General features: G+C 71.6%; 15 protein-coding genes and 2 pseudogenes. 4 read left to right on the forward strand and 13 right to left on the reverse strand.

Annotated elements, in window-relative coordinates; translation table 11 throughout:
- Positions 1 to 65: 65 nt before the first annotated feature.
- The 8 genes from ACWCRB_RS26510 to ACWCRB_RS26545 all read right to left on the reverse strand — a co-directional run bounded on the left by ACWCRB_RS26510 (position 66) and on the right by ACWCRB_RS26545 (position 12,570).
- Positions 66 to 1,304 carry a PucR family transcriptional regulator gene (locus ACWCRB_RS26510; RefSeq protein WP_450998419.1) on the reverse strand — a complete coding sequence of 413 codons (1,239 nt, stop codon included), beginning with the start codon at positions 1,302 to 1,304 and terminating at the stop codon, positions 66 to 68.
- Between the two features lie 122 nt (positions 1,305 to 1,426).
- On the reverse strand, positions 1,427 to 2,368 hold the full coding sequence (locus ACWCRB_RS26515; RefSeq protein WP_450998420.1) for an alpha/beta hydrolase: 942 nt from the start codon (positions 2,366 to 2,368) through the stop codon (positions 1,427 to 1,429).
- A 21-nt stretch (positions 2,369 to 2,389) separates the two neighbouring features.
- Entirely contained in the window at positions 2,390 to 6,367 is a 3,978-nt protein-coding gene (locus ACWCRB_RS26520) for an acyltransferase domain-containing protein (RefSeq protein WP_450998421.1), read from the reverse strand.
- Positions 6,364 to 8,112 (reverse strand): fatty acyl-AMP ligase, encoded by a 1,749-nt coding sequence (locus ACWCRB_RS26525; protein ID WP_450998422.1) that lies wholly within the window; start codon positions 8,110 to 8,112, stop codon positions 6,364 to 6,366. Before ACWCRB_RS26525 ends, ACWCRB_RS26520 begins: the two co-directional genes overlap by 4 nt.
- Positions 8,113 to 8,210: 98 nt before the next feature.
- Positions 8,211 to 9,773, reverse strand: a complete 1,563-nt coding sequence (locus tag ACWCRB_RS26530) for an acyl-CoA carboxylase subunit beta (RefSeq protein WP_450998439.1) — start codon at positions 9,771 to 9,773, stop codon at positions 8,211 to 8,213.
- Between the two features lie 144 nt (positions 9,774 to 9,917).
- Positions 9,918 to 10,799 (reverse strand): metal ABC transporter permease, encoded by an 882-nt coding sequence (locus ACWCRB_RS26535; protein WP_450998423.1) that lies wholly within the window; start codon positions 10,797 to 10,799, stop codon positions 9,918 to 9,920.
- Positions 10,796 to 11,638, reverse strand: coding sequence for a metal ABC transporter ATP-binding protein (locus ACWCRB_RS26540; RefSeq protein WP_450998424.1), 843 nt, complete (start codon positions 11,636 to 11,638; stop codon positions 10,796 to 10,798). Before ACWCRB_RS26540 ends, ACWCRB_RS26535 begins: the two co-directional genes overlap by 4 nt.
- On the reverse strand, positions 11,635 to 12,570 hold the full coding sequence (locus tag ACWCRB_RS26545) for a metal ABC transporter solute-binding protein, Zn/Mn family (protein ID WP_450998425.1): 936 nt from the start codon (positions 12,568 to 12,570) through the stop codon (positions 11,635 to 11,637). Before ACWCRB_RS26545 ends, ACWCRB_RS26540 begins: the two co-directional genes overlap by 4 nt.
- A gap of 256 nt (positions 12,571 to 12,826) precedes the next feature.
- Here ACWCRB_RS26545 and ACWCRB_RS26550 point away from each other — a divergent pair.
- The 4 genes and pseudogenes from ACWCRB_RS26550 to ACWCRB_RS26565 form a co-directional block, all read left to right on the forward strand.
- Positions 12,827 to 13,204: pseudogene (locus ACWCRB_RS26550) on the forward strand (bifunctional 4-hydroxy-2-oxoglutarate aldolase/2-dehydro-3-deoxy-phosphogluconate aldolase); the annotation flags it as partial.
- Position 13,205: 1 nt separating this feature from the next.
- Positions 13,206 to 13,349: pseudogene (locus ACWCRB_RS26555) on the forward strand (sugar kinase); the annotation flags it as partial.
- A 261-nt stretch (positions 13,350 to 13,610) separates the two neighbouring features.
- On the forward strand, positions 13,611 to 13,793 hold the full coding sequence (locus tag ACWCRB_RS26560; RefSeq protein WP_450998426.1) for a hypothetical protein: 183 nt from the start codon (positions 13,611 to 13,613) through the stop codon (positions 13,791 to 13,793).
- A 182-nt stretch (positions 13,794 to 13,975) separates the two neighbouring features.
- Positions 13,976 to 15,118: a ricin-type beta-trefoil lectin domain protein gene (locus tag ACWCRB_RS26565; RefSeq protein ID WP_450998427.1), complete on the forward strand. Its 1,143-nt coding sequence runs from the start codon at positions 13,976 to 13,978 to the stop codon at positions 15,116 to 15,118.
- Positions 15,119 to 15,597: 479 nt separating this feature from the next.
- On the opposite strand, the gene ACWCRB_RS26570 is transcribed toward ACWCRB_RS26565, so the two are convergent.
- The 5 genes from ACWCRB_RS26570 to ACWCRB_RS26590 form a co-directional block, all read right to left on the reverse strand.
- Entirely contained in the window at positions 15,598 to 16,392 is a 795-nt protein-coding gene (locus ACWCRB_RS26570; RefSeq protein ID WP_450998428.1) for an SDR family NAD(P)-dependent oxidoreductase, read from the reverse strand.
- A 518-nt stretch (positions 16,393 to 16,910) separates the two neighbouring features.
- Positions 16,911 to 17,948 carry a zinc-binding alcohol dehydrogenase family protein gene (locus ACWCRB_RS26575; RefSeq protein ID WP_450998429.1) on the reverse strand — a complete coding sequence of 346 codons (1,038 nt, stop codon included), beginning with the start codon at positions 17,946 to 17,948 and terminating at the stop codon, positions 16,911 to 16,913.
- Positions 17,949 to 18,071: 123 nt separating this feature from the next.
- Positions 18,072 to 18,434: a winged helix-turn-helix transcriptional regulator gene (locus ACWCRB_RS26580; protein WP_450998430.1), complete on the reverse strand. Its 363-nt coding sequence runs from the start codon at positions 18,432 to 18,434 to the stop codon at positions 18,072 to 18,074.
- A 63-nt stretch (positions 18,435 to 18,497) separates the two neighbouring features.
- Positions 18,498 to 19,718, reverse strand: a complete 1,221-nt coding sequence (locus ACWCRB_RS26585; RefSeq protein WP_450998431.1) for a metallophosphoesterase — start codon at positions 19,716 to 19,718, stop codon at positions 18,498 to 18,500.
- Between the two features lie 148 nt (positions 19,719 to 19,866).
- Positions 19,867 to 20,580: a GntR family transcriptional regulator gene (locus tag ACWCRB_RS26590; RefSeq protein ID WP_450998432.1), complete on the reverse strand. Its 714-nt coding sequence runs from the start codon at positions 20,578 to 20,580 to the stop codon at positions 19,867 to 19,869.
- Between the last annotated feature and the right edge of the window lies 1 nt (position 20,581).

Raw genomic sequence — 20,581 nt, forward strand, 5'->3', positions numbered from 1 at the left:
GGTGAGGCGTGTCAGCGCCTATGGAAAAGGACGTCCCGAACGTATTCGCGTTGCCGCACTGAGGGTTATGGACGGGAATTCAGGAATTCCTCGCCTTTTTGTGCCGAGGTGAGTGCCAGGATCAGATCCAGACGCGTACCCGGATCGTGCAGCTCGGCCTCGCCGAAGAGTTTCTCCAGCTGGCGCAGGCGATAGCGGACCGTCTGCGGGTGGATGTGCAGCCGGGCGGCGACGTCAGGCACGTTGCTGCCGCTGAGCAGCCACGCGATCAGTGTCTCTGCGAGCCTGCCGCGCTGCTGCTCCGAGACCGTGTCGAGGGGAGCGAGGACACGCGCCCGGAGCTGGTCGAGCATCGGCTCGTCGCTGTGCAGCAGCAGGGTCGACAGGTGGTCGGCGCAGCGCACGACCCCCTGCCGGGGAAGAATCCCGCGCCCCATCAGCCCGAGGGCCCGGGTGGCCCAGTGCAGCGACCTGGCGGCCTCGGTCAGCGGCACAGTCGGCCCGATCGCCGCCGGCCGCCCCCGCAGTGCGAGGGTGAACGCCCGCCCGCCGAAGCCGCCCGAGCCGTCCGGGTCGGGCACCAGCATCCGCGGCGGCCGGGTCTCCATGTCGACCAGCGCCCCTGCCGCCACCAACGGCCGCTCCTCGTCCCGTTGTTCGGGCGTGGCCGCGAGGACGACGACCGCGACGTACGGCGGTACGGTCCACCGGGCGCCGTGCGCCAGGTCCCGCACCGCCTCCGGGGACACCGGCCCCTCGCCCAGCAACAGGGCGAGCAGCCGGCCCCGGCGCCGTTCCAGCTCGTCCGTGGAACGCAGCTGCCCCTCCGCGTACCCCGCCGCCGCGGCCTCGGCGACCTCGTGCACGGTCCGGAACGCCAGCTCGCCCAGCCCGGCCATGACCGAGGAGTCAAGCCCGAGTTCCTCTGTCGTCCGGCCCAGCAACCGCCAGGCGTGCAGCCCGCCGACCCGCAGCGCGGACTGCAGCGTTTCGAGGCTGTGTCCCTCCAGCGCCTCGCCGCGCCCCAGTTCGTGGTAGATCGCGGTGATCGAGTCTCCCCGGGCGCGCGGGTCGGCGATGTGGTCGACGAACAGGGTGAGCGCCTGCACGACCCCCGATCTGAGGAGCGCGCGGCTCGATCCGTCGAACGACCGGGCGGCGTACTCCGGGACCTGGGTGAGTACCTCCGCCTCCACCTCGTCGGCGACGGCCTCCAACTGGTCGCGCAGCAGTTTGGCCAGTTCGGCCGGCACAGGGGTCGCTCCGGAGCCGTCCGGGGCGCCGTGCGGGGAGGGGGTGGCCACGGCGGGCCCTCCTTTCACCCGGAGACGGCTCACCCTAGGGCTGTTGCCCGTGGGGCGGGGGACAAGTCCAGGGTTGGACGGACGTCCCCTGCGCTCCGTTCCGTGCCCCGACGGCACGGGCCTCACTCCGGCACCCCCAGCGCACCGGCGAGCATCGGCCACGACGCGCTGAACTCCCCTTTCCAGTAGGCCCAGCTGTGTCCTCCTCCCGCGTAGTAGTGGGTGGTGACCGGGACACGGAGCAGGGCGAGCGTGTCGGTGAAGGCGTGCGCGGAGAGCCACAGCGCGCTCTCCAGCGCCTCGGGCAGCCAGTCCCCGGTGCCGCCGACGATCCCGCTGCCGCTGGAGACGTACAACGGGGTGCCGCGCAGCCCCTCGGCGCGGGCCCGCGGATTGAAGTCGCGCCAGGTGAGGAGGTTCAGCAGCGGGCTGCCCCAGAGGGAGCGGGGCGCGAGGTCCTCACGGGCCACGATGGCGTCCACGAGAGGGGGCACCCCGGGTGCGGTGGTGTCGAGGATGCCGCTGTACGAGGCCGCCGCCGCGAACATGCCCGGATGGCGCGCCGTGTGCGCCATCGCCCCGTAGCCGCCGGTGGAGACCCCGGCGACCGCCCGGACACCGGAGGCCCGGTACCCACGGGCGAGCAGCGCGGGGACCTCCGTGAGCTGGAAGGTCTCGTAGTCGGGCCCACCGCGCCAGGCACTGGGAATGCCGGTGGGCCCCGCGTCCGGCATCGCCACGATCAGGTCCCGGCCCTCGGTGAACGCCTCGATGTCCGTCTCCCGGGTCCAGGACGTGTAGTCGTCGTGGGCGCCGTGCAAGAGGTAGAGGACGGGGTAGGTCCGCCCCGGCTGGGTGTCGAACCCCGACGGCAGGATGAGCCGCACCGGCGCGCTGCGGCCCAGGGCGGGCGACGACACAGAGACGTCCAGGGTGCGCGGACCGAGGCGGGTCGCGGCGTGCGCGGTGGCGGTTCTCGCCCCGAGCAGCCCGGTGAGCCCGACGGCGGCGGCTGCCTTGGCGACGGTCCGTCGGGACACTCCTGCGGCGTGGTGGTGGGACATGGCGGCTCCTCGTGGTCCGGTTCAGCGGCTGTGCTCGTCGAGCGCGCACCGCAGATGGGCGGCGATCTCGTCGACGTACGGCGGGTCGAGCAGCGACAGATGGTGCCCCGCGACCGGAACGACCGTCAGGCGCGGACACACCTCGTCCCAGCCGAGCGCCTCGTCGTCCCGCTCGTACGCCGGGTCGCGCACGGTGTGCGGAGCGGGCTCGGTGGCCCGGTAGAGCACCACCCGCCCGCCGTAGGGCCCGAGTTCGTGCGCCTCGCCGATCCTCAGGTCCAGATACGAGGAGCGCTGATGCTCCAGAGCGGCGGGCGGTACGTCGACGGCCGCGCGCAGGGCCCGCAGCACGGTGTCGATGCGCTCACCGTCGTCGTCCATCGCCAGCAACTCGTCGTACGGCAGCTCCAGTTGGACCCCGTACGCATCGGCGACATGACGGGCGAAGCCCGTGAAGTGGGCGCGGATCCGGTCGGCCGGAGTGTCGCCGGGCCGGGGGAGTGGCCGTACGGAGTCGAGGAGCGCCACGAGCCCGACCTCCCGCCCGGCGGCGGCGAGTTGCCGTGCGGTCTCCTGAGCGACGAAGCCACCGAAGGACCAACCGGCAAGTAGATACGGCCCGTTGGGGTGGGCGGCGGTGACAGCCTGGGCGTAGAGCTGCGCCTTCTCAGTCACCGTACGGGCGTCCGGGAGCCGTTCCAGGCCGTGCACCGGCCGTTCCTCGCCGAGCCGTTCGACGAGCGTCCGGTAGACGTCGGTCGTACCGCCGGCGGCGTGGACGAGGAAGAGCGGGGCACCGGAGCCGGTGGCGCGCAGGGTGCGCAGAGGGGCGGCCGACTCGCCTGTGGGGAGCGCCTGTTGGAGGCGCTCGGCCACGGCCTCGACAGTGGTGGCGCCGAGCAGCTCGCGCAGGGGCAGCTCGATCCCGAACTCGCCTTCCAGGGCGGTGCGGATACGGACCGCCATCAGGGAGTCCAGTCCGAGGTCCGCCAGCGCGGTGGCGGGCGTGATACGGGTCGCCGGGTGACCGGTGACGGCGGCGATGTGGTGCCGCAGCCGTCCGGCGACGGACGTGTCCGGTACGTCCGCCTCCTTGGCGGCGGGTGTCGCATGCCTGCCGTCCGTCCACCAGTGCCGGACGTGCCGCCAGCGTGGCGCGGGCAGGTCGATGACGTGGCCCGGTGGCAACGGCAGTCGCCCGCCCGCGCAGTACAGGGCGCCCACCTGGGCCAGGAACTCGGCGTAACTGTCGGCGTCGCGGCGCAGGGTGCCGATGGCGAGGGCGCCGGGCGCGGTGTCGGTGATCGCCCTGGTCAGGACCGGGTGGGGCGAGATCTCGACGAAGGCGGTGTGACCGTCGGCGTGGGCCGCAGCGACGGCCTGGTCCAGGCGCACGGGCCGTCTCAGGTTCGCGGCCCAATGGGCGGCGTCGAAGAGGGAGTCGCCGCGCGGGTCGTCCAGGACGGTGGAGTAGACGGGGACACGGGGTCGGCCGCCCGCCATGTCGGCCAGGGATTCGGTCAACTCCGGCAGCAGCGGATCGACTTGGGGGGAGTGCCCGGCGCCGACGACATGCAGGGCGCGAGCGGTCCGCCCTTCCTGCTCCAGCCGCCGTACCAACCGGGCCACCGCGGCCTCCTCCCCGGTGACGACCTTCTGTCCGGGCGAGGAGTGGACGGCGACGCAGACGCCGGGGAAGTCCCGTTCCAGGGCGTCGAGTTCACCGTCGTCGAGGTCGACGACAGCCATGGCGCCGCCGCGCAGTCCGCTGAGTAACCGGGCCCGTACGGCGACCACCCGGGCGGCCTCCGACACGTCCAGTGCGCCCGCGCACACCGCGGCGGCCACCTCGCCCACGGAATGGCCGATGACGGCGGCGGGCTCGACACCGTACGAGCGCCACAGCTCGGCCAGCGCCAACTGGAGCCCGAACAGCACGGGTTGGGTGACTTCGAGCCGGTCGAGGTCGCCGCCGGACGCCAGCTGGTCGTACAGGGACAGCCCGCACTCCGGGGCGATCTGCGCGTCGAGCTTCTCGACGGCGGCGGCGAAGGCGGGCTCCTCGGCGAGCAGCCGACGCCCCATACCGGCCCACTGGCTCCCGTACCCGGAGAAGACCCACACCGGCCCGCGCCCGACGAGGTTCCGCGTGTCCGTCACGAGCCGTGGATGAGGGAGCCCCTGCGTCAACGCGCCCAGCCCGTCCGCGAGTTCGGCACGGTCGCGGGCGACGATCGCCGCGCGTACCGGCCCTCGCCCACCCCGCCCGGCGAGCGTGCGTGCCACGTCGGCGGGGTGGGCGGCGCCGCCCTCGGGCGTCCGGAGCCAGTCGGCGAGCCGGGACGCCGTGTCGCTGAGACGGACGGTGTCGACGTCGGAGAGGAGGTGGAGGCGGGGCACCGGGTCCTCCTCCCGGGGCGGCGGGAGGACCTCGGGCCGCCATTCCTCCAGTACCGCATGGGCGTTGGTGCCGCCGAACCCAAAGCCGGACACCCCGGCGGTGGCCGTACCGCCGTAACGCGGCCACGGCTCGCACTCGGTGACCACCCGCAGCCGTACGTCGTCGAGGGCGCTCCCGTCCGTGCAGTGCAGGGAGGGTGGGATGACGTCGTGGTGCAGTGCGAGGACCGTTTTCACCAGTCCGGCGATGCCAGCGGCGGCCTCCAGATGGGCGAGGTTGCCTTTGACGGAGCCGAGCAGCAGCGGCTGGTCGGGGTCGCGGCCGGCGCCGAGTACGGCACTGAGCGCGCCCGCCTCGATCGGGTCGCCGAGCCGGGTGCCGGTGCCGTGGGCCTCGACGTGGTCGATGTGGGCGGGGGAGAGTCCGGACCGGGCGTAGACGGTGGTCAACAGGGCTTGCTGGGCAGCGGGGTTGGGGGCCAGGAGGCCGTTGGAGCGGCCGTCGGAGTTGACGGCCGTGGCGCGGATGACGGCAAGGACGCGATCGCCGTCCCGCTCGGCGTCGGACAGCCGCTTGAGCAGTACGGCCGCGCAGCCCTCGCCGCGTCCGATGCCGTCGGCCGCCGCCGAGAACGGCTTGCACCGCCCGTCCGGCGCGAGGGCACCGGCCCGCTGGAACGCAACCCCGACGGTGGGGGAGAGCAGCAGGTTGACCCCGGCGGCGATCGCCGTGTCGCTCTCACCGGTGCGCAGGCTGACACAGGCGTGATGCACGGCGACCAAGGACGACGAACAGGCGGTGTCGACGGCCATGCTCGGCCCCCGGGTGTCCAGCACATACGCCAGCCGCCCCGCCGTCACGCTCAGCGCCCCGCCCGCAGGGGCCCAGGGATCGACGGTCGCCGGGTCGGCGCCGGTGAGCGAGCCGTACTCGGCGGCGGAGACGCCGATGAAGACCCCGGTGGCGGTACCGGCGAGGGACGCGGCCGGGACGGCGGCGTGGTCGAGGGCCTCGTGGACGACCTCCAGGAGGATCCGCTGTTGCGGGTCCATCACCGCTGCCTCTCGCGGGGTGATGCGGAAGAAGTCCGCGTCGAACCCGGTGATGTCGTCGAGATAACCGCCGTACAGGGGCGCGTCGGAGGGCGGAAACGCCCCGAAGTCGCGCCACCGGTCCTCCGGAACCCGGCGCACGGCGTCGACGCCGTCGGCCAGCAGCCGCCAGTAGTCACCCGGCCCGTGCACACCCCCGGGCAGCCGACAGCCGACCCCGATGACCGCGACGGGCTCGTCGGCCGTCGCCGGGGCAGGCGCCTGAGCGACCCCTGTTCCTGTCCCTGTCCCCGGCCCCGTCTCCGCGCGGCACAAGTACGCCACCAGGGCATCCCCGGTGGGCGCCTCCCACAGCAGCGTCGCCGCCAGCTCACGACCCGTCGCCCGCGACAGTTCCCCGGCCAGCACGACCGCGTCCCGCGAGGACATGCCGAGGTCCGCCAACGGCCGGTCCATGGGCACGTCCTCGACAGCGGTACCGCCCCACGCGGCCACCCGCTCGGCGACCAGCCGACGCAACCGGCCCTCGTCGTCGCCGCCGCTCATCCCGCCGCCTCCGGCCCGTAGGCACCTTCCAGATAGCGCTGCCGGGTCAGCGCCCGGGCCACCTTGCCGCTGGACGTACGCGGAATCGCGCCCGGCGGTACGAGGAGGACGTCCGCGAGCCGCAACCCGTGCCGTGCCGAGACGGCCGCGCGCACGGCACGCACCAGTCCCGGTACGTCGATCTCCGCGAAGCCGGTGCTCCGTACCCGCTCGGCCACGACAACCACCCGCTCGCCCGCGTCACCCGCCACCCCGAACGCGGCGAGCCGATCGCGCCGCACGGCCGGGTCCGCGTCCTGGACCGTGGCCTCCACGTCCTGCGGATAGTGGTTGCGACCGTCGACGACGATCAGGTCCTTCAGCCGCCCGGTGACGATCAACTGCCCGTCCAGGAAGGTCCCGAGGTCGCCGGTGCGCAGCCAGCGGCCGCCACCGTCCGTGCCGTCGGCGAACTCGGCGCCGAACACGCGTCGGCTCTGCTGCTCCCGATTCCGGTAACCACGCCCCACGTTGGGCCCCTGCACCCAGATCTCGCCGATCTCTCCCTCGGACAACCGGGCGCGGGACACGGGATCGGCGATCCGTACCCGCTGGCCCGCCGGAGTCCCGCAGCCGGCCAGTGTCACGGCTCTGGGATCGTCGGCCCGCGCGGGTAACGCCTTCCCGGTGGCGAGGGCGTCGCGGTCGAGCGCGAACCGGCGCAGCGGCTCCCCGGGTCTGCCGGCGCTGACGAAGACGGTGGCCTCGGCGAGCCCGTACGACGGACAGTGGACGTCAGGCGCCAGCCCCTGGGCGGCGAAGGCGGCGTGGAAGCGGTCGGCCGTGCCGGGGCGGACCGGTTCGCTGCCGTTGATCAGCGCGGCGACACCGTCCAGCCGCAGTCCTGATCTCTGGGCCTCGGTGACGGTCGAAGTGCAGTAGTCGTAGGCGAAGTTGGGCGCCGCGCTCAGCGCACGCGGATGCGCGGCGAGCAGCCGCAGCCAGCGCACCGGTTCGTGGAGGAACGCGGCCGGATCCATGAGCACCGACAGCAGCCCCCGTACGACAGGGGCGGCGACACTCAGGACGAGCCCCATGTCGTGGTACAGCGGCAGCCAGCCCACACAGGTCACCGAACGGTCGTCCACACCGTAAGCGGCCAGCGCCTGACGGGCGTTGGCGACGACATTGCCGTGAGTGATCTCCACGCCCGCCGGGGAACGGGTCGACCCGGACGTGTACTGGAGGTAGGCGACCGCGTCGTCGTGCGGGGTGACCGACAGCAAGTCCCCGGCGGTGTCGGGCACTTGGTCGACTGCGATGACCCGCACCGGCAGGACGCGGGCGCAGAAGTCCCGTACGTCGTCAAGAAGGTGACTGTTCGTCACGACGGTCGCGGGACTCGCGTCCCCCAGTACGGTGGCGAGCCGGTCGCCGTGTCCGGGCAGGCCGGGCGGATACAGCGGTACGGCGACGAGTCCTGCCGTGAGGGCCGCCAGGAACGCGGTGACGTAGTCCGTACCCTGCGGGCACAGCAGCGCGACCCGGGATCCGGGCTCGGCCTCCTCGGCGAGCCGGGCGGCCAACTTCCGTACGCGCAGATCCAATTGGCGCCAGGTCATGGTGCGGTGGACGCCGCGCGAGTGCGGGGCGGGATGGTCGACGAAGGTGAACGCCCGGCGGTCGGGGGTGGTTTCGGCCCAGTGGCGTACGTACTCCGGGAGACTCCGGTGGGCGGGGGCGAGCGGGGGGCGGCGGCTGTCCATCGGGCATGGCTCCTCACATCGCGTAACGGCGGGACTCACGACTTCACGAGCACTCGGGCGGCTCAGACGTCTCAGATAGGTCAGATAAGTCAGAGAGGTCAGAGGGGGATGTTGCCGTGTCTGCGCGTCGGCATCGGGGCGCGCTTTCCGCGCAGTGCGCGCAGGGCGCGGACGATGTGGGTGCGGGTGTCGCGCGGGGCGATCACGGCGTCGACGTACCCGCGTTCGGCGGCCAGGTAGGGCGTGCCGTGCGTGCTCTCGTACGCGGTGACGAGACTGGCGCGCAGGGTCTCCGGGTCGTCGGCGGCGGCCAGTTCGCGCCGGTGCAGGATGCCCACCGCGCCCTCGGCGCCCATGACGGCGATCCGGGCGGTGGGCCAGGCGAGGTTGATGTCGGCGCCGAGGTGCTTGGAGCCCATGACCGCGTACCCGCCGCCGTACGCCTTGCGCACCACCACCGTCACCTTCGGGACGGTCGCCTCGGCGTACGCGTACAGGAGTTTGGCGCCGCGCCGGATGATCCCGGCCTGCTCCTGACGGACGCCGGACAGATAGCCGGGGACGTCGGCGAAGGTCAGCAGCGGGATGCCGAACGCGTCGCAGAACCGTACGAAGCGCGCGGCCTTCTCGGAGGCGTCGATGTCGAGGACACCGGCTGCGTGGAGTGGCTGGTTGGCGACGACACCGACGGAGGAGCCCTCGACGAGGGCCAGCGCGCAGATGATGTTCGGCGCGAACAGCTCCTGGATCTCCAGCAGTTCACCGCCGTCGACGACCGACCGCAGGATGTCCCGCATGTCGTAGGCCTGCCCGAGCCGGTCCGGCACGACCTCGTCGAGACACACGTCGGCGGGCGCCGCCGCGGGCGTGTACTGCGGGGGCCGCTCCAGGTTGTTGGCGGGCAGGTACGACAGCAGGTCGCGTACGGTGTCGAGGGCCTCCACCTCGTCGGCGGCGAGGAAGTGGGCGTTGCCGTTCACGGAGTTGCTGGTGCGGGCGCCGCCCAGATCCTCCGCGCTGGTGCGCTCCCCGGTGACCGCCTCGATGACGTCGGGCCCGGTGACGAACATGTGCGAGGCTCCGTCGACCATCACGGTGAAGTCGGTGATGGCGGGCGAGTACGCGGCCCCGCCCGCACACGGGCCGAGGACGACCGAGAGCTGGGGGATCACCCCGGACGCCTGGACGTTGCGGCGGACCAGCTCGGCGTAGAGGGCGAGCGAGGTGACGCCCTCCTGGATGCGGGCGCCGCCGCCGTCGTTGAGGCCGATCACCGGGCAGCCGGTCTTCATCGCCAGGTCCATCAGGGCGATCGTCTTCTCGCCGAAGGCCTCGCCCATGCTTCCGCCGAACACCGTGGAATCCTGGGCGAACACACAGACGGGACGGCCGTCGACCGTGCCGTGCCCGGTGACCACGCCGTCCCCGTACGGGCGAGGGCCGCCGTCGACGGTGGGCCGCGCCCGGACGAACTGCCCGGTCTCGGTGAACGAGCCCTCGTCCAGCAGCAGGTCGATCCGCTCGCGGGCGCCGTACTCCCCGCGTCTTCTCGGGCCGCCCTCCGTCAGTGCCCGCGCCCGACGGCTCTCCAGAACGGTGATGCGGTCGGCGGTGCGGTCGGGCACGTGCGTCGCCCAGGATGTTGTCGCCTCTAGCGTCACAGCCACCTCCGAAGTGGCTTTCGAATATGGCAGCGCCGGAGGAGCGGACCGGGTCAATCACCGTTCTGTGTGCGGGAGGTGAGTCCTGAGGGACCGGGGTTCGTCCGTGAGTGACAAGTGTGGGTGCTGTGCGACTGCTGTGTGTCAGGCGGGCTGCGGGACCGGCCTCCGGTCTCCCCAGCGCCGGGTGCGGTAGGAGCCCGCGAGGCGGCACAGTGCGTAGATGCCGAACGAGATCGTGGTGACGTACGGGCTGATGGGGATGGAGCTGCCCAGGGCCAGCAGGATGCCGCCCTCGATGGACAGCACGGCGAACACGACACTGAGCAGTGGCAGCAGCACCGGGGACGCGGTGACGCGGGCGGCGGCCGCGGCGGGTGTCACGACGAGGGTCAGGACCAGCAGCGCGCCGACGACCTGGACCGACAGGGCGACGGTGAGTCCGAGCACGATCATGAAGACGAAGGACAGCCCGCGCACCGGCACACCACGGGCCGCGGCGACGTCCGGGTCGGCGCTGGCGAACGTCAACGGCCGCCAGATGACGGCCAGGGCGACCAGAACCAGGGCGGAGGTGCCCAGGAGCCAGGTCATCTGCGGGGTGTCGACGGCGACGATCTGCCCGGTGAGCAGGCCGAACTTGTTGGCCGCGCGGCCCTTGTAGAGCGCGAGGAAGAGCACGCCGAGCCCGAGTCCGAACGGCATGAGGATGCCGATCGCCGAGTTGCGGTCCCGGGCCCGCGCCCCCAGCACCCCGATCGCACCGGCCGCGACGAGCGACCCCACGATCGAGCCCGCCACGATGTTCGTGCCCAGCAGCAGTGCCGCCGAGGCGCCCGCGAAGGACAGCTCGCTGATGCCGTGCACCGCGAAGGGCAGATCGCGCATGATGACGAAGACCCCGGCCAGCCCGCCGACGAGGCCGAGCGCGGCACCCGCGATGAGGGAGTTGCGGACCAGCGCCAGCAGCTCGCCGTAGTTCTCGAAGCTGAAGATCTGGTGCCAGACCCCCTCGGCGAGCGTCATCGGCGCACTTCCTCGGTCTCGAGAATGGTCTGGTTGGTGTGATGGGGGGGTGCGGCCGGTCCGTCGGGGGCGCCGACGACCACGACCCGGCCCTGGACGCGGAGGACGTCGACCCGGGTGCCGTACAGCTGCGACAACGACTCCGAGGTCAGGACCTCCTCCGGGGTCCCGACCCGGTGAGCGCCCGGCGCGAGGTACAGCACGCGGTCGACCAGGCCGAGGACCGGGTTGATCTCGTGGGTCACGAAGACCACGGACGTGCCGTGGGAGCGGCGGCGGGCGTCCACCAGTTCGGTGACGGCCCGCTGGTGGTTCAGGTCGAGGGAGAGCAGCGGCTCGTCGCAGAGCAGGATGCGCGGGTCGGTCGCCAGGGCCTGCCCGATCCGGACGCGCTGCCGTTCACCGCCGGACAGCATGCCGAGGGGGACATCGGCGTACGCCGACGCGCCGACCGAGGCGAGGATCTCGTCGACCCGGTGGCGGACGGCGCCCGTGCGCAGCCGGGGTCCGAAACGGTGCCCGTCGATGCCGAAGCGCACGAGATCGCGGGCCCGCAGCATGGCCTGCGCGGACAGTTCCGCCTGCTGGGGGACGTACCCGAGATGACGGCCGGCCTCGCGAGCGGGGCCACCGAGGACGGTCAGAGTCCCGGCGGACAGCGGCTGCCGGCCCAGCAGGGCCCGTACGAAACTGGTCTTGCCCGAGCCGTTCGGCCCGAGCACGGCCAGGAACTCACCCGGCCGTACATCCAGGTCGAGGCCCTGCCACACCACGCGCGCACCGTACGACAGTTCGGCGCCGCGCAGGCTGATCACCGCCTCCGGGGCGGACCGGCTCACTTGGCGAGCGCGCTCGCGAGCGCGTCGACGTTGGAGGTCATCCAGCCGAGGTAGTCCTTGCCTGCGGGCAGGGTCTCGGTCACCGGTACGACGGGAATGCCGGCCGCCTTGGCCGCGGCCTTGGACTTCTCGGTCTGCGGGCCGGAGGTCTGCTCGTTGTAGACGAGCGCCGCGACCTGCTTGTCGGAGAACACCGCCAGCGTGGCCTGAAGCACCCGGGGGGAGACGTCGTCGCCTTCCTCGATGGCCTCGCTGAACGCCTCGGGCGTCTTGTTGACGAGACCGCTGGCGGTGGTGAGATAGAGCGGCACGGGCTCGGTGATGGCGATGCCCTCGCCCGCGTGCTCCTTCTTGATCTGGGCTTCCTTCGCCTCCAACGCCGTGAGCTTCGTCTTGAAGGCCTCGGCGTTCTTGGTGAAGAGGGCGGCGTCGGCGGTGTCGGCCTTGCCGAGGGCGGTGGCTATTCGGTCGGCGATCTTCGCGACGGTCGGGAAGTCGTACCAGACGTGCTCGTTCAGCTCACCCCCCTTCGGGGCGGTCTTCCCGGAGACCTTGACGGCGTTGACGACCTCGGCGGAGGAACTGCTGCTCTTCAGCATGCGGTCCACGAAGTCGTCGTAGCCGCCGCCGTTCTCGACGACGAGCTTGGCCTTGGACAGCGCCAGCTGGTTCTGGGTGTTGGCCTCGTAGGAGTGCGGGTCCTGGTCGGGGTCGCTGATGATCGACGTGACGTCGACCTTCGCGCCGCCGATCTGCTCGACGATGTCGCCGTAGACGTTGGTGGAGGCGACCACGGCGACCTTCGACGAGGCGACCGGTTCCTGCGCACCGCTCCCGTCACCGCCGGAGTCCGACGAACTGCCGCACCCCGCGAGAAGGGCCAGCGAGGCGCCGGTGATCAGGGCGAGACGCCGGGACGGGGACGGGGACATGGATCCTCCACGAGAGCAGCATGCACAGGGGGCCCGGTCGGCACGCGACGGACCGGCATGCGCCACGGTAGATGGAAATGAATGTCAAGAACATGGCCGATTCCGATCGATATGGAAACCATTGCCAACCCTTGACGCGCCCCACGTCGCCCGGGAGAAGATCATGACGATGCCGCGAGAGGCAGGCAGGCGCCCCACGCAAAAGCAGAAGCCGAAGCCGGCACGCCACGCAGAAGCAGAAGGAGAGCCCGCTCCCATGAACCTGGTGGAATCGCTCCGGGCCCACCGCCTGCTGGCGATCGTACGAGGCAAGGATCCCGTCGCTGCCCTGCGCGCCGTGTGCACCCTCGCGGAGGAGGGCATCCCGGCCGTCGAGGTCTCGCTGACCACCGCCGACGCCCTGACCGTCATCCGGCGGGCACGCACCGAGCTGGGCCCCGACGCACTCCTCGGCGCCGGCACCGTACGCTCGGCCACGGACGCCGCCCGCGCGGTGGACGCTGGCGCGTCGTACCTGGTCACCCCGGCGCTGGTCGACGGTCTTGAGCCGTACGGCGTCCCCGTGCTGATGGGCGCCCTGACACCGACCGAGGTCGAGGCCGCCCTCGCCCGGGGCGCCGCCGCGATCAAACTCTGACGGCGCGGACATCCCGGCCCGGCTGCACCGGGCCGTCTCCACCGCGGCCTTCGCCGTCGCGACCCGGGGCGACTGGGAGGGCCTTCCGACGCGGCACGAACTCGGCTTGTTGGACGAGGCGGAGGGTACGACCATTCGCTGATCCGGGAGATCGCCGGTGGGCTGATGGGCATGCCGGCGGCGAAGTCGGGCGCCCCCGTCTCAGCTCGTGGCTCCAGCGTTCCAAGTCTGTTCCAAGACCCGTCTGCATAGTTCGGTAGCAGGCCGGTTCAGGAGCCCGGCCATGACTACGGAGAGGCGGACATCTGGGACAGCATCGGCTGCCCCCGCCACCATCTCGGCCAGCACGAGGAGGCCGTCATCGCCTACCGCAACGCCCTCCCCCTATGCCGAGGCGGACAGCATGGGCCGGCTCGGCGACACCCATCTGAGCGCGGGGCGCCCCGAGTTGGTGCGCGCCGGGTGGACCGCGGCCCTGCACATCCTCGAACGGCTCGGCCGCGCCGACGCCGACTGTCTGCGCGCCGAACTCCGCGAGCTTCCGGTACCGGACACCGCGTGTCGCCCTTTGCCTAGGCGGTCGTGAGCACGACAGAATCGCCATCGGGTACATCGCCCCCGGGTACGTGGACGGCCGATCGCTGGCGCCCGCCCGAGGCCATCACGCACCATCACGGGCCACCGCGCACGACCACGACGTCTTCGACACCTCGACGGCGTTCCGGCCGCGCGGGAATCCACCAACCCCAGTACCGGAAGGACGACATGATGGCCTCCTCCGAGGATCCGACGGCGGAGGCCGTCACGGCCCGGCCCGACCAGACCGACGCCGCGTCACTGCCTCTGCCACGCCGGTCGAAGGGCTCCTCGGCGATCGCCGAGGCCGCTGCCGCGCTGGGGTCCGCCGCCACCTCCGAACCCGAGGCCGTACCCGACCCCGAGTCCGTGCCCCCGCCGCCCATGTCCGCGGCGGCGGCCGAGTTCGCGGCACTCACCGGGACCCCGCCGGACACCGCGGTGCCCGGTATCCGTCCCGATGCCCCTGCCGGAGACACGGCTGACCACCGCGCCGGTGTCGCAGTCGCTCCGAGCCGGTCCGTGCCGCTGCTCGTGCGGTACCGCAAGATGCTGCTGGCGGCTGCCGTCGGCACCGGCGTCGGCGTCCTGCTGGTCGGCTCCGTGTTCCTCGTGAGCGGCGGCGGCGACAGCAAGGGGCGTCCGGCGGCTGCCGGTACCGGATCGGACACGGTCCCGGACGGCGGGGAGAACCCGGCCGCATCCGGCACGTTCGGCTCCGCCTCGCCGTCGGGCGGATCCTCCGCGCTGGAAGCCAACGCCACGAACGTGACCGAGCGGCCTGGCGGGCAGCCGACCCCGGGCGGCAGTTCACCGGCATCCGGCGACAACACCGGCGATGCGACGCCCGCTTCGAAGGGCGACACCGAGAACGGCGGGGCGCAGACCGGGAGTTCGCCCGGCGACTCCGCGCCGACCGTCGACTCCGGAGACGCCGACTCCGACGTGGTCAAGGGCGTGCTGGTCCGGGGCCACGCCTCCGGCCGCTGTATCGACGTGAGCGGAGGCAGCTTGGCGGACCACACCCGCCTGCAGATCTGGGACTGCACGGGCGCCGCCCGCCAGAAGTGGCAGTTCTCGTCGGACGGGACCGTCCGCGCCCTGGGCAAGTGCATGGACGTGGACGGCGGTTCACGGGAGGACGGCGCGTGGATCAAGCTCGTCACCTGCAACGGCACCGGGGCCCAGCGGTTCCGGCTCAACGCCGCGCACGACCTGGTCAACATCCAGGCCGACAAGTGCGTCGACGTCACCGACCAGGGGACCGGCAACGGCGCGGAACTGCAACTGTGGAGCTGCACCGGCGGGGACAACCAGAAATGGAGCACCGGCTGAGGGCACACCCACTGAATCCGAGGGCATGCGCTCCTCGCCGGTCAGCTCCGCGACGAGGCTGTCGAGCAGGCGGCAGCGGGTCGACGGGTCCAACTCGGTGTCCCTGAGCAGCCGTTCGAGTGCGCTCACGACTCCGTGGTCGACAACCCCGTACGGCCGGGCCTGCCAAGGGGGCGGCACCTGCCGGCCGATGAGGGCCGCGGCGAGCAGGCCCTCGCGGCCGGCGCGCTCGGCGATGTCGATCGCGCGCTGCCGGGTCCCGACTCCTCGGGCGCACCTCGCTGACGCATCACCAGCTCGCCGACGGGGCCCTCAGGGGATCGACACCGCGATGGACGACGCCGTACACCCGAAGGGTGTGTCTGCCTACGAGTTTCCCGGGCAGACACCCCTCGCCAGGCCCCTGGAAGAAACCAGCCCCTGGAAGAAACCAGCCCCTGGAAGAAACCAGCCCTGGGAGAAGCCAAGCCGCCGCCTCCTCAGGGCAGGATCGAGTCGATGTATCCACCGTCGACCCGCAGGGCTCCGCCCGTTGTGGCCGAAGCCTGGTCGGAGCTGAGGTACACGACCATGTGGGCGATCTCCTCGGGCTCGATCAGCCGCTGCAGGAGGGACTGCGGCCGGTGCTTCCGCATGAACTCGCGCTGGGCCTCGTCCCAGGGCAGGTCGCGGTCGACGAGTTCGTAGACGAAGTCCTCGACGCCGCCCGTGTGGGTGGGTCCGGCGATGACCGAGTTGACCGTCACGCCCGTGCCCGCCGCCTGCTTCGCGAAGCCGCGGCCGACGGCGAGGAGCGCGGTCTTGGACATGCCGTAGTGGATCATCTCGGCCGGGATGACGACCGCCGAGTCGCTGGCGATGTACTGGATCCGGCCCCAGCCGCGCTCCGTCATACCCGGCAGATACATGCGGGTCAGCCGTACCGCGGCCAGCACGTTCACCTCGAAGTAGCGCCGCCACTCCTCGTCGCTGATCTCCAGCGGGTCGGCGGAGCCGAAGATGCCGAGGTTGTTGACGAGGATGTCCACGTCAGGCAGTGCTTCCAGGACGCGTTGTGCGCCCTCCTCGTTCGCCACGTCGGCGGCCACGGGCACGAAGGAGGCACCCGGCACCTCCGCCGCCAGCCGCGCCACGGCCTCCTCGACCCGCCGCTCGTCTCGGCCGTTCACCCCCACCCGGGCGCCGGAGCGCGCGAGCCCGGCGGCGATCGCCGCGCCGATGCCCTGTGTCGAGCCCGTCACCAGGGCGGTGCGTCCCGCCAGGTCGATCTGCATGTGGAACCAGTCCCTTTGTGCTTGGTAGGTGCGTCCGTCCTGCGCGCCGGTATGTCTGCCGTCAGCCTGGCCGGAGGCCTATCGGTTCGCCACTCCGGCCGATCTCATGCACGCGCCCTACTGCTTCCCGGAGAAGAACGGTGAAATCGGAAAATGGCGGACGGCCATATGCCGCTATCGCGCTCGCCGAATCGCAGCGGTCTCGCGTCGAGTCGCCCGTCGGCGTGCTGCGGCTATCACGCTTCTCTCTTCCGGGGAGAGGAGATCCATGAGTTTCTCGTTGTTGACCCAGTCGTTCAGAAGGGCATGAGAACCTCCCAGACTCAGGGAGTACGCCCACATACTTCGCCCTTGTCGCGTTCCGTTCCATTCGGTTGCCCAGCTGAGCAGGTGATTTGTTCGCTGCTCCGGCGTGAACCTCATAACTCGCATGCCCGTCACCTTTCCATGGTTGCGAGAAGGCCTGTTCTCCATCAGCCCTGTAGACGGGACGGAGAAGAAGGAGGTTCACGGAAGACTCAGAATCCGGTGAGCGTCATTTTGCCGATGGCGGAGCCGGACTCCAGGATCCGATGCGCCTCGCGCAGATGGGCGGCGTTGATCGCGCCGAGGTCCCGGGTGGCTGTGGTGCGCAGGGCGCCCGCGTCGACGAGCCGGGCGATCTCGCCGAGGATGTGGTGCTGCGCCGCCTGGTCCGGGGTCCGGTACAGCGAGCGGGTGAACATGAGCTCCCAGTGGAACGAGATGCTCTTCGGCTTCAGCAGGCCGATCTCCACGGGACCGAAGTCGTCGATGGCGACCAGCCGGCCGAACGGCTTCAGGATGTCGGCGTACGCGGCGAGGTTCCGGTCCGTGCCGGCGGTGCTGAAGATGTGGTCCACCCCGCCGGGCACCACCTCGGTCACCTGCGCCGGCAGCGGGCGATGGTGGTCGACCACGTGCGTCACGCCCATCCGGCGGGCGAACTCGACGGTCTCCGGGCGTGAGGCGGTGCCGATCACGGTCAGGCCGGTGAGGGCTCGCGCCAGCTGGGCCACCATGGCTCCGACACCGCCCGCCGCCGCGGTCACCAGGAGCGTGCCGGTCTGTTCCGGAGCGCGCTCGCGCAGGCCCAGGCGTTCGAACAGGCCCTCCCAGGCGGTCAGGGAGGTCAGCGGCAGCGCCGCCGCCTCGGTGAAGGAGAGCGTGGCGGGCTTCCGGCCGACGATGCGCTCGTCGACGGTGTGGAAGCGTGCGTTCGTGCCCGGCCGGTCGATCGCGCCGGCGTAGAAGACCTCGTCGCCGACCTCGAACAACTCCACCAGCTCACCGACCGCGACGACCGTGCCGGCGGCGTCCCAGCCGAGCACCTTGGGTTCGCCGCCCGGGTCGTTGCTCTGCCGGACCTTGTAGTCCACGGGGTTGACCGCGACAGCCTCCACCTGGACCAGCAGATCGTGCGGACCCGGCTGCGGCACGGGCAGCTCGACATCCACGAGGCTCTCGTCGTCATCGATCGGCAGGCTCTTGCGGTAGGCGACGGCAGGCATCGTCGTCGTCTTCCAGGTCTTACTCATGATGGATCTCCTCGACGTGTGGGGTGGGCCGACGAGGGGTGGCGGCCATGGCCGCAAGGTATCCACCGGGGGGTAGTAACCTTCAAGGGAGTCTACTTCCCATTGGGAAGTATCCAGGTGGGGTCAGTCGGAGTCGGGAAACCGGTCGATGTTCTGCTCGACCCAGGTGCGCAGATGGGCGAGAGGTGCGCAGGCGTCCTTGCCGAGCGAGGTCAGGCTGTATTCGACACGGGGAGGTACCTCGGCGTAGATCCGGCGGTTGATCAGGCCGTGGTCCTCCAGGCGGCGCAGCGTCTGGGTAAGGACCTTCGGGCTCACGCCCTGCAGCTGGCCTCGCAGTGCTCCGAAGCGCCTCGGCCCGTCCTCGAGTGCCCCCAGGGCGAGAGCGCTCCACTTGTTGGCGAGCAGATCCAGCATGTCGCGGCAGGGGCAGGCGGCCGCGTAGACGCTCTTGGGGTCGTCGCAGAGGTCCGATGTCGTCGTCATCCAGCGATAGTACCCATTGGGTACCGGTGCCCCCGGCGTCCTCTGTCGGAGTGACCGGAGGCGCTATTGCGAGGTGGGCAGGTGCGGGGAGCGGAGTACGAGCAGGGTGATCTCGCTGGGGGCGAAGACGCGGAAGGGCGGGCCCCAGAAGCCGGTGCCGCGGCTGGTGTAGAGGAGGGTGCGGGCGCCGTGGCGGCTGAGACCGGCGACGGCGGGCTGGTCGAGGCGGACCAAGTGGTGGAAGGGCCAGATCTGGCCGCCGTGGGTGTGGCCGGAGAGCTGGAGGTCGATGCCGTCGGCTGCCGCCCGGTCGATGAACTTGGGCTGGTGGGCGAGGAGCAGGACGGGCAGATCGGGGTCGGCGCCGTTCAGGGCTCCGGCGAGGTGGGCGCCGTGGCCCGGCAGGCCGGAGGACTCGGCGGTGACGTCGTCCACGCCGGCGACCACGAGGGTGTCGCCTCCGCGTTCGAGCAGCAGATGGCGGTTGCGCAGCGGCTCCCAGCCCAGCTCGTCCATCAGGTCGACCCAGCCCTGGGCCTCGCTGTAGTACTCGTGGTTGCCGGTGACGTAGACCCGGGCCCGGGTGGCTCGCACGGTACCGAGCGGGACGGCCTGGGCGCGGCGGCGTTCGGCCGTGCCGTCCGCGATGTCGCCGGTGTGGCAGACCAGGTCGGCTTCCAGGGTGTTCACCGTCTCGCACACCCGCTCCGACCAGCGGGCGCGGTCGAGGGGGCCGTAGTGGGTGTCGGTGATGAGGGCGACGCGGAGGCCGTCCAACCCGGCGCCCAGCCGGGGGAGTTGCACGTCGAGGCGGCGCACGCGCGGCACGCGGCGGGCTTCGGCGTATCCCCAGGCGAGCAGGAGGGCGGTGGTGCCGAGGACGGCCCAGGTGACGATCCGGGCGCGGTCCTGGCTCTCGCCGACGCCGGTCACGGTCAGGGCGAGCCGCAAGAGGATGCCGAGCAGGACGGACCAGGTGAACAGGACCCAGACGGCGCCCAGCAGGGTGTCACCGACGATCGCCGCCCGGTCCTGTTGGCGTCGGCCGTGCCCGCGCCCCATCGCGAGCGGCATCACGACGAGGCCGAGGGCGAACAGGGCGGTGCCGACCAGCGCGACGGGCAGCGGCCAGTGCTGGCCGGTGTACAGGAGCACCCAGCAGGGCACGGCCCACAGCAGGACGGGCGCGATCAGGGGGATGTAGCGCATCAGGCGGTGCAGTCGGCTCTGCCGCGGAGCCTGCACCTCGCTGTCGGCGGGTCGGGTGTCGCTGGTGTCGGTCACGCTTCCCCTCTCTGACCGGGCTACCGTCCCGCGCACTGTATCCGGTCGTCCTCGGGCCGACCGGAGGGGTGTTCATGGGTGCGGTTCCTTGGGGCGAAGGGTTTTCCGCGGGAGGTCAGGACTCCGCCGTGGACCGCGGCGTGCGCGGTCACTCCCACACCACCACATTGCGCCGCACCGGCACCGTCGAGGGCCCGCTGGCGAACAGTTCCGGTGAGTGTGCGCGGATGCGCTCGATGTCGCTGAAGACGGCCCGCAGATGGGTGCGCATGGCGGCGCGGGCGAGCGCGACATCACCGGCGACGACCGCGTCGTAGATCTCGCGATGCTGGATGGCGAACACGGCCGGCGACACGTTCTCATGCAGGCCGAGCCGCCTGGCCCGGTCGAGGTGCCCCTTGGCCGCGGCGACGTTGGTCCACACGTTGCCGTGGCCGCTCAGCCGCATCAGGCCCTGGTGGAAGGCCTCGTCCAGCTCGAAGAACTCCTCCAGGCCGAGATCCGCGCGCTGCTGCCGGTCCAGGTTCTCGCGCAGTTCCCTGTCGACCGAGGGGTCGAGCTCCGCGGGGAGATCGTCCAGGGAGGCGAGTTCGACGGCCTCCCGCAGGAACTGCGCGTCGGCGACCTGCGCCGGGTCCACGCGGGAGACGAACGACCCGATCTTCGGGAAGACCTGCACCAGCCCCTCCTGGGACAGCAGGATCAGGCTCTCCCGCACCGGTGTCCGGCTCACGCCCAGAGACGCGGCGAGTTCGTTCTCCGACAGGGCGGCGCCCGGGGCGAGTTCGAGGGTCAGGACCATCTGACGGAGTTTCAGATAGATCTCGCGTCGACTCGTGCGGTCCCGTTTCGGTTGAGCCATG

The sequence above is a fragment of the Streptomyces sp. NPDC002156 genome, from assembly GCF_053593675.1.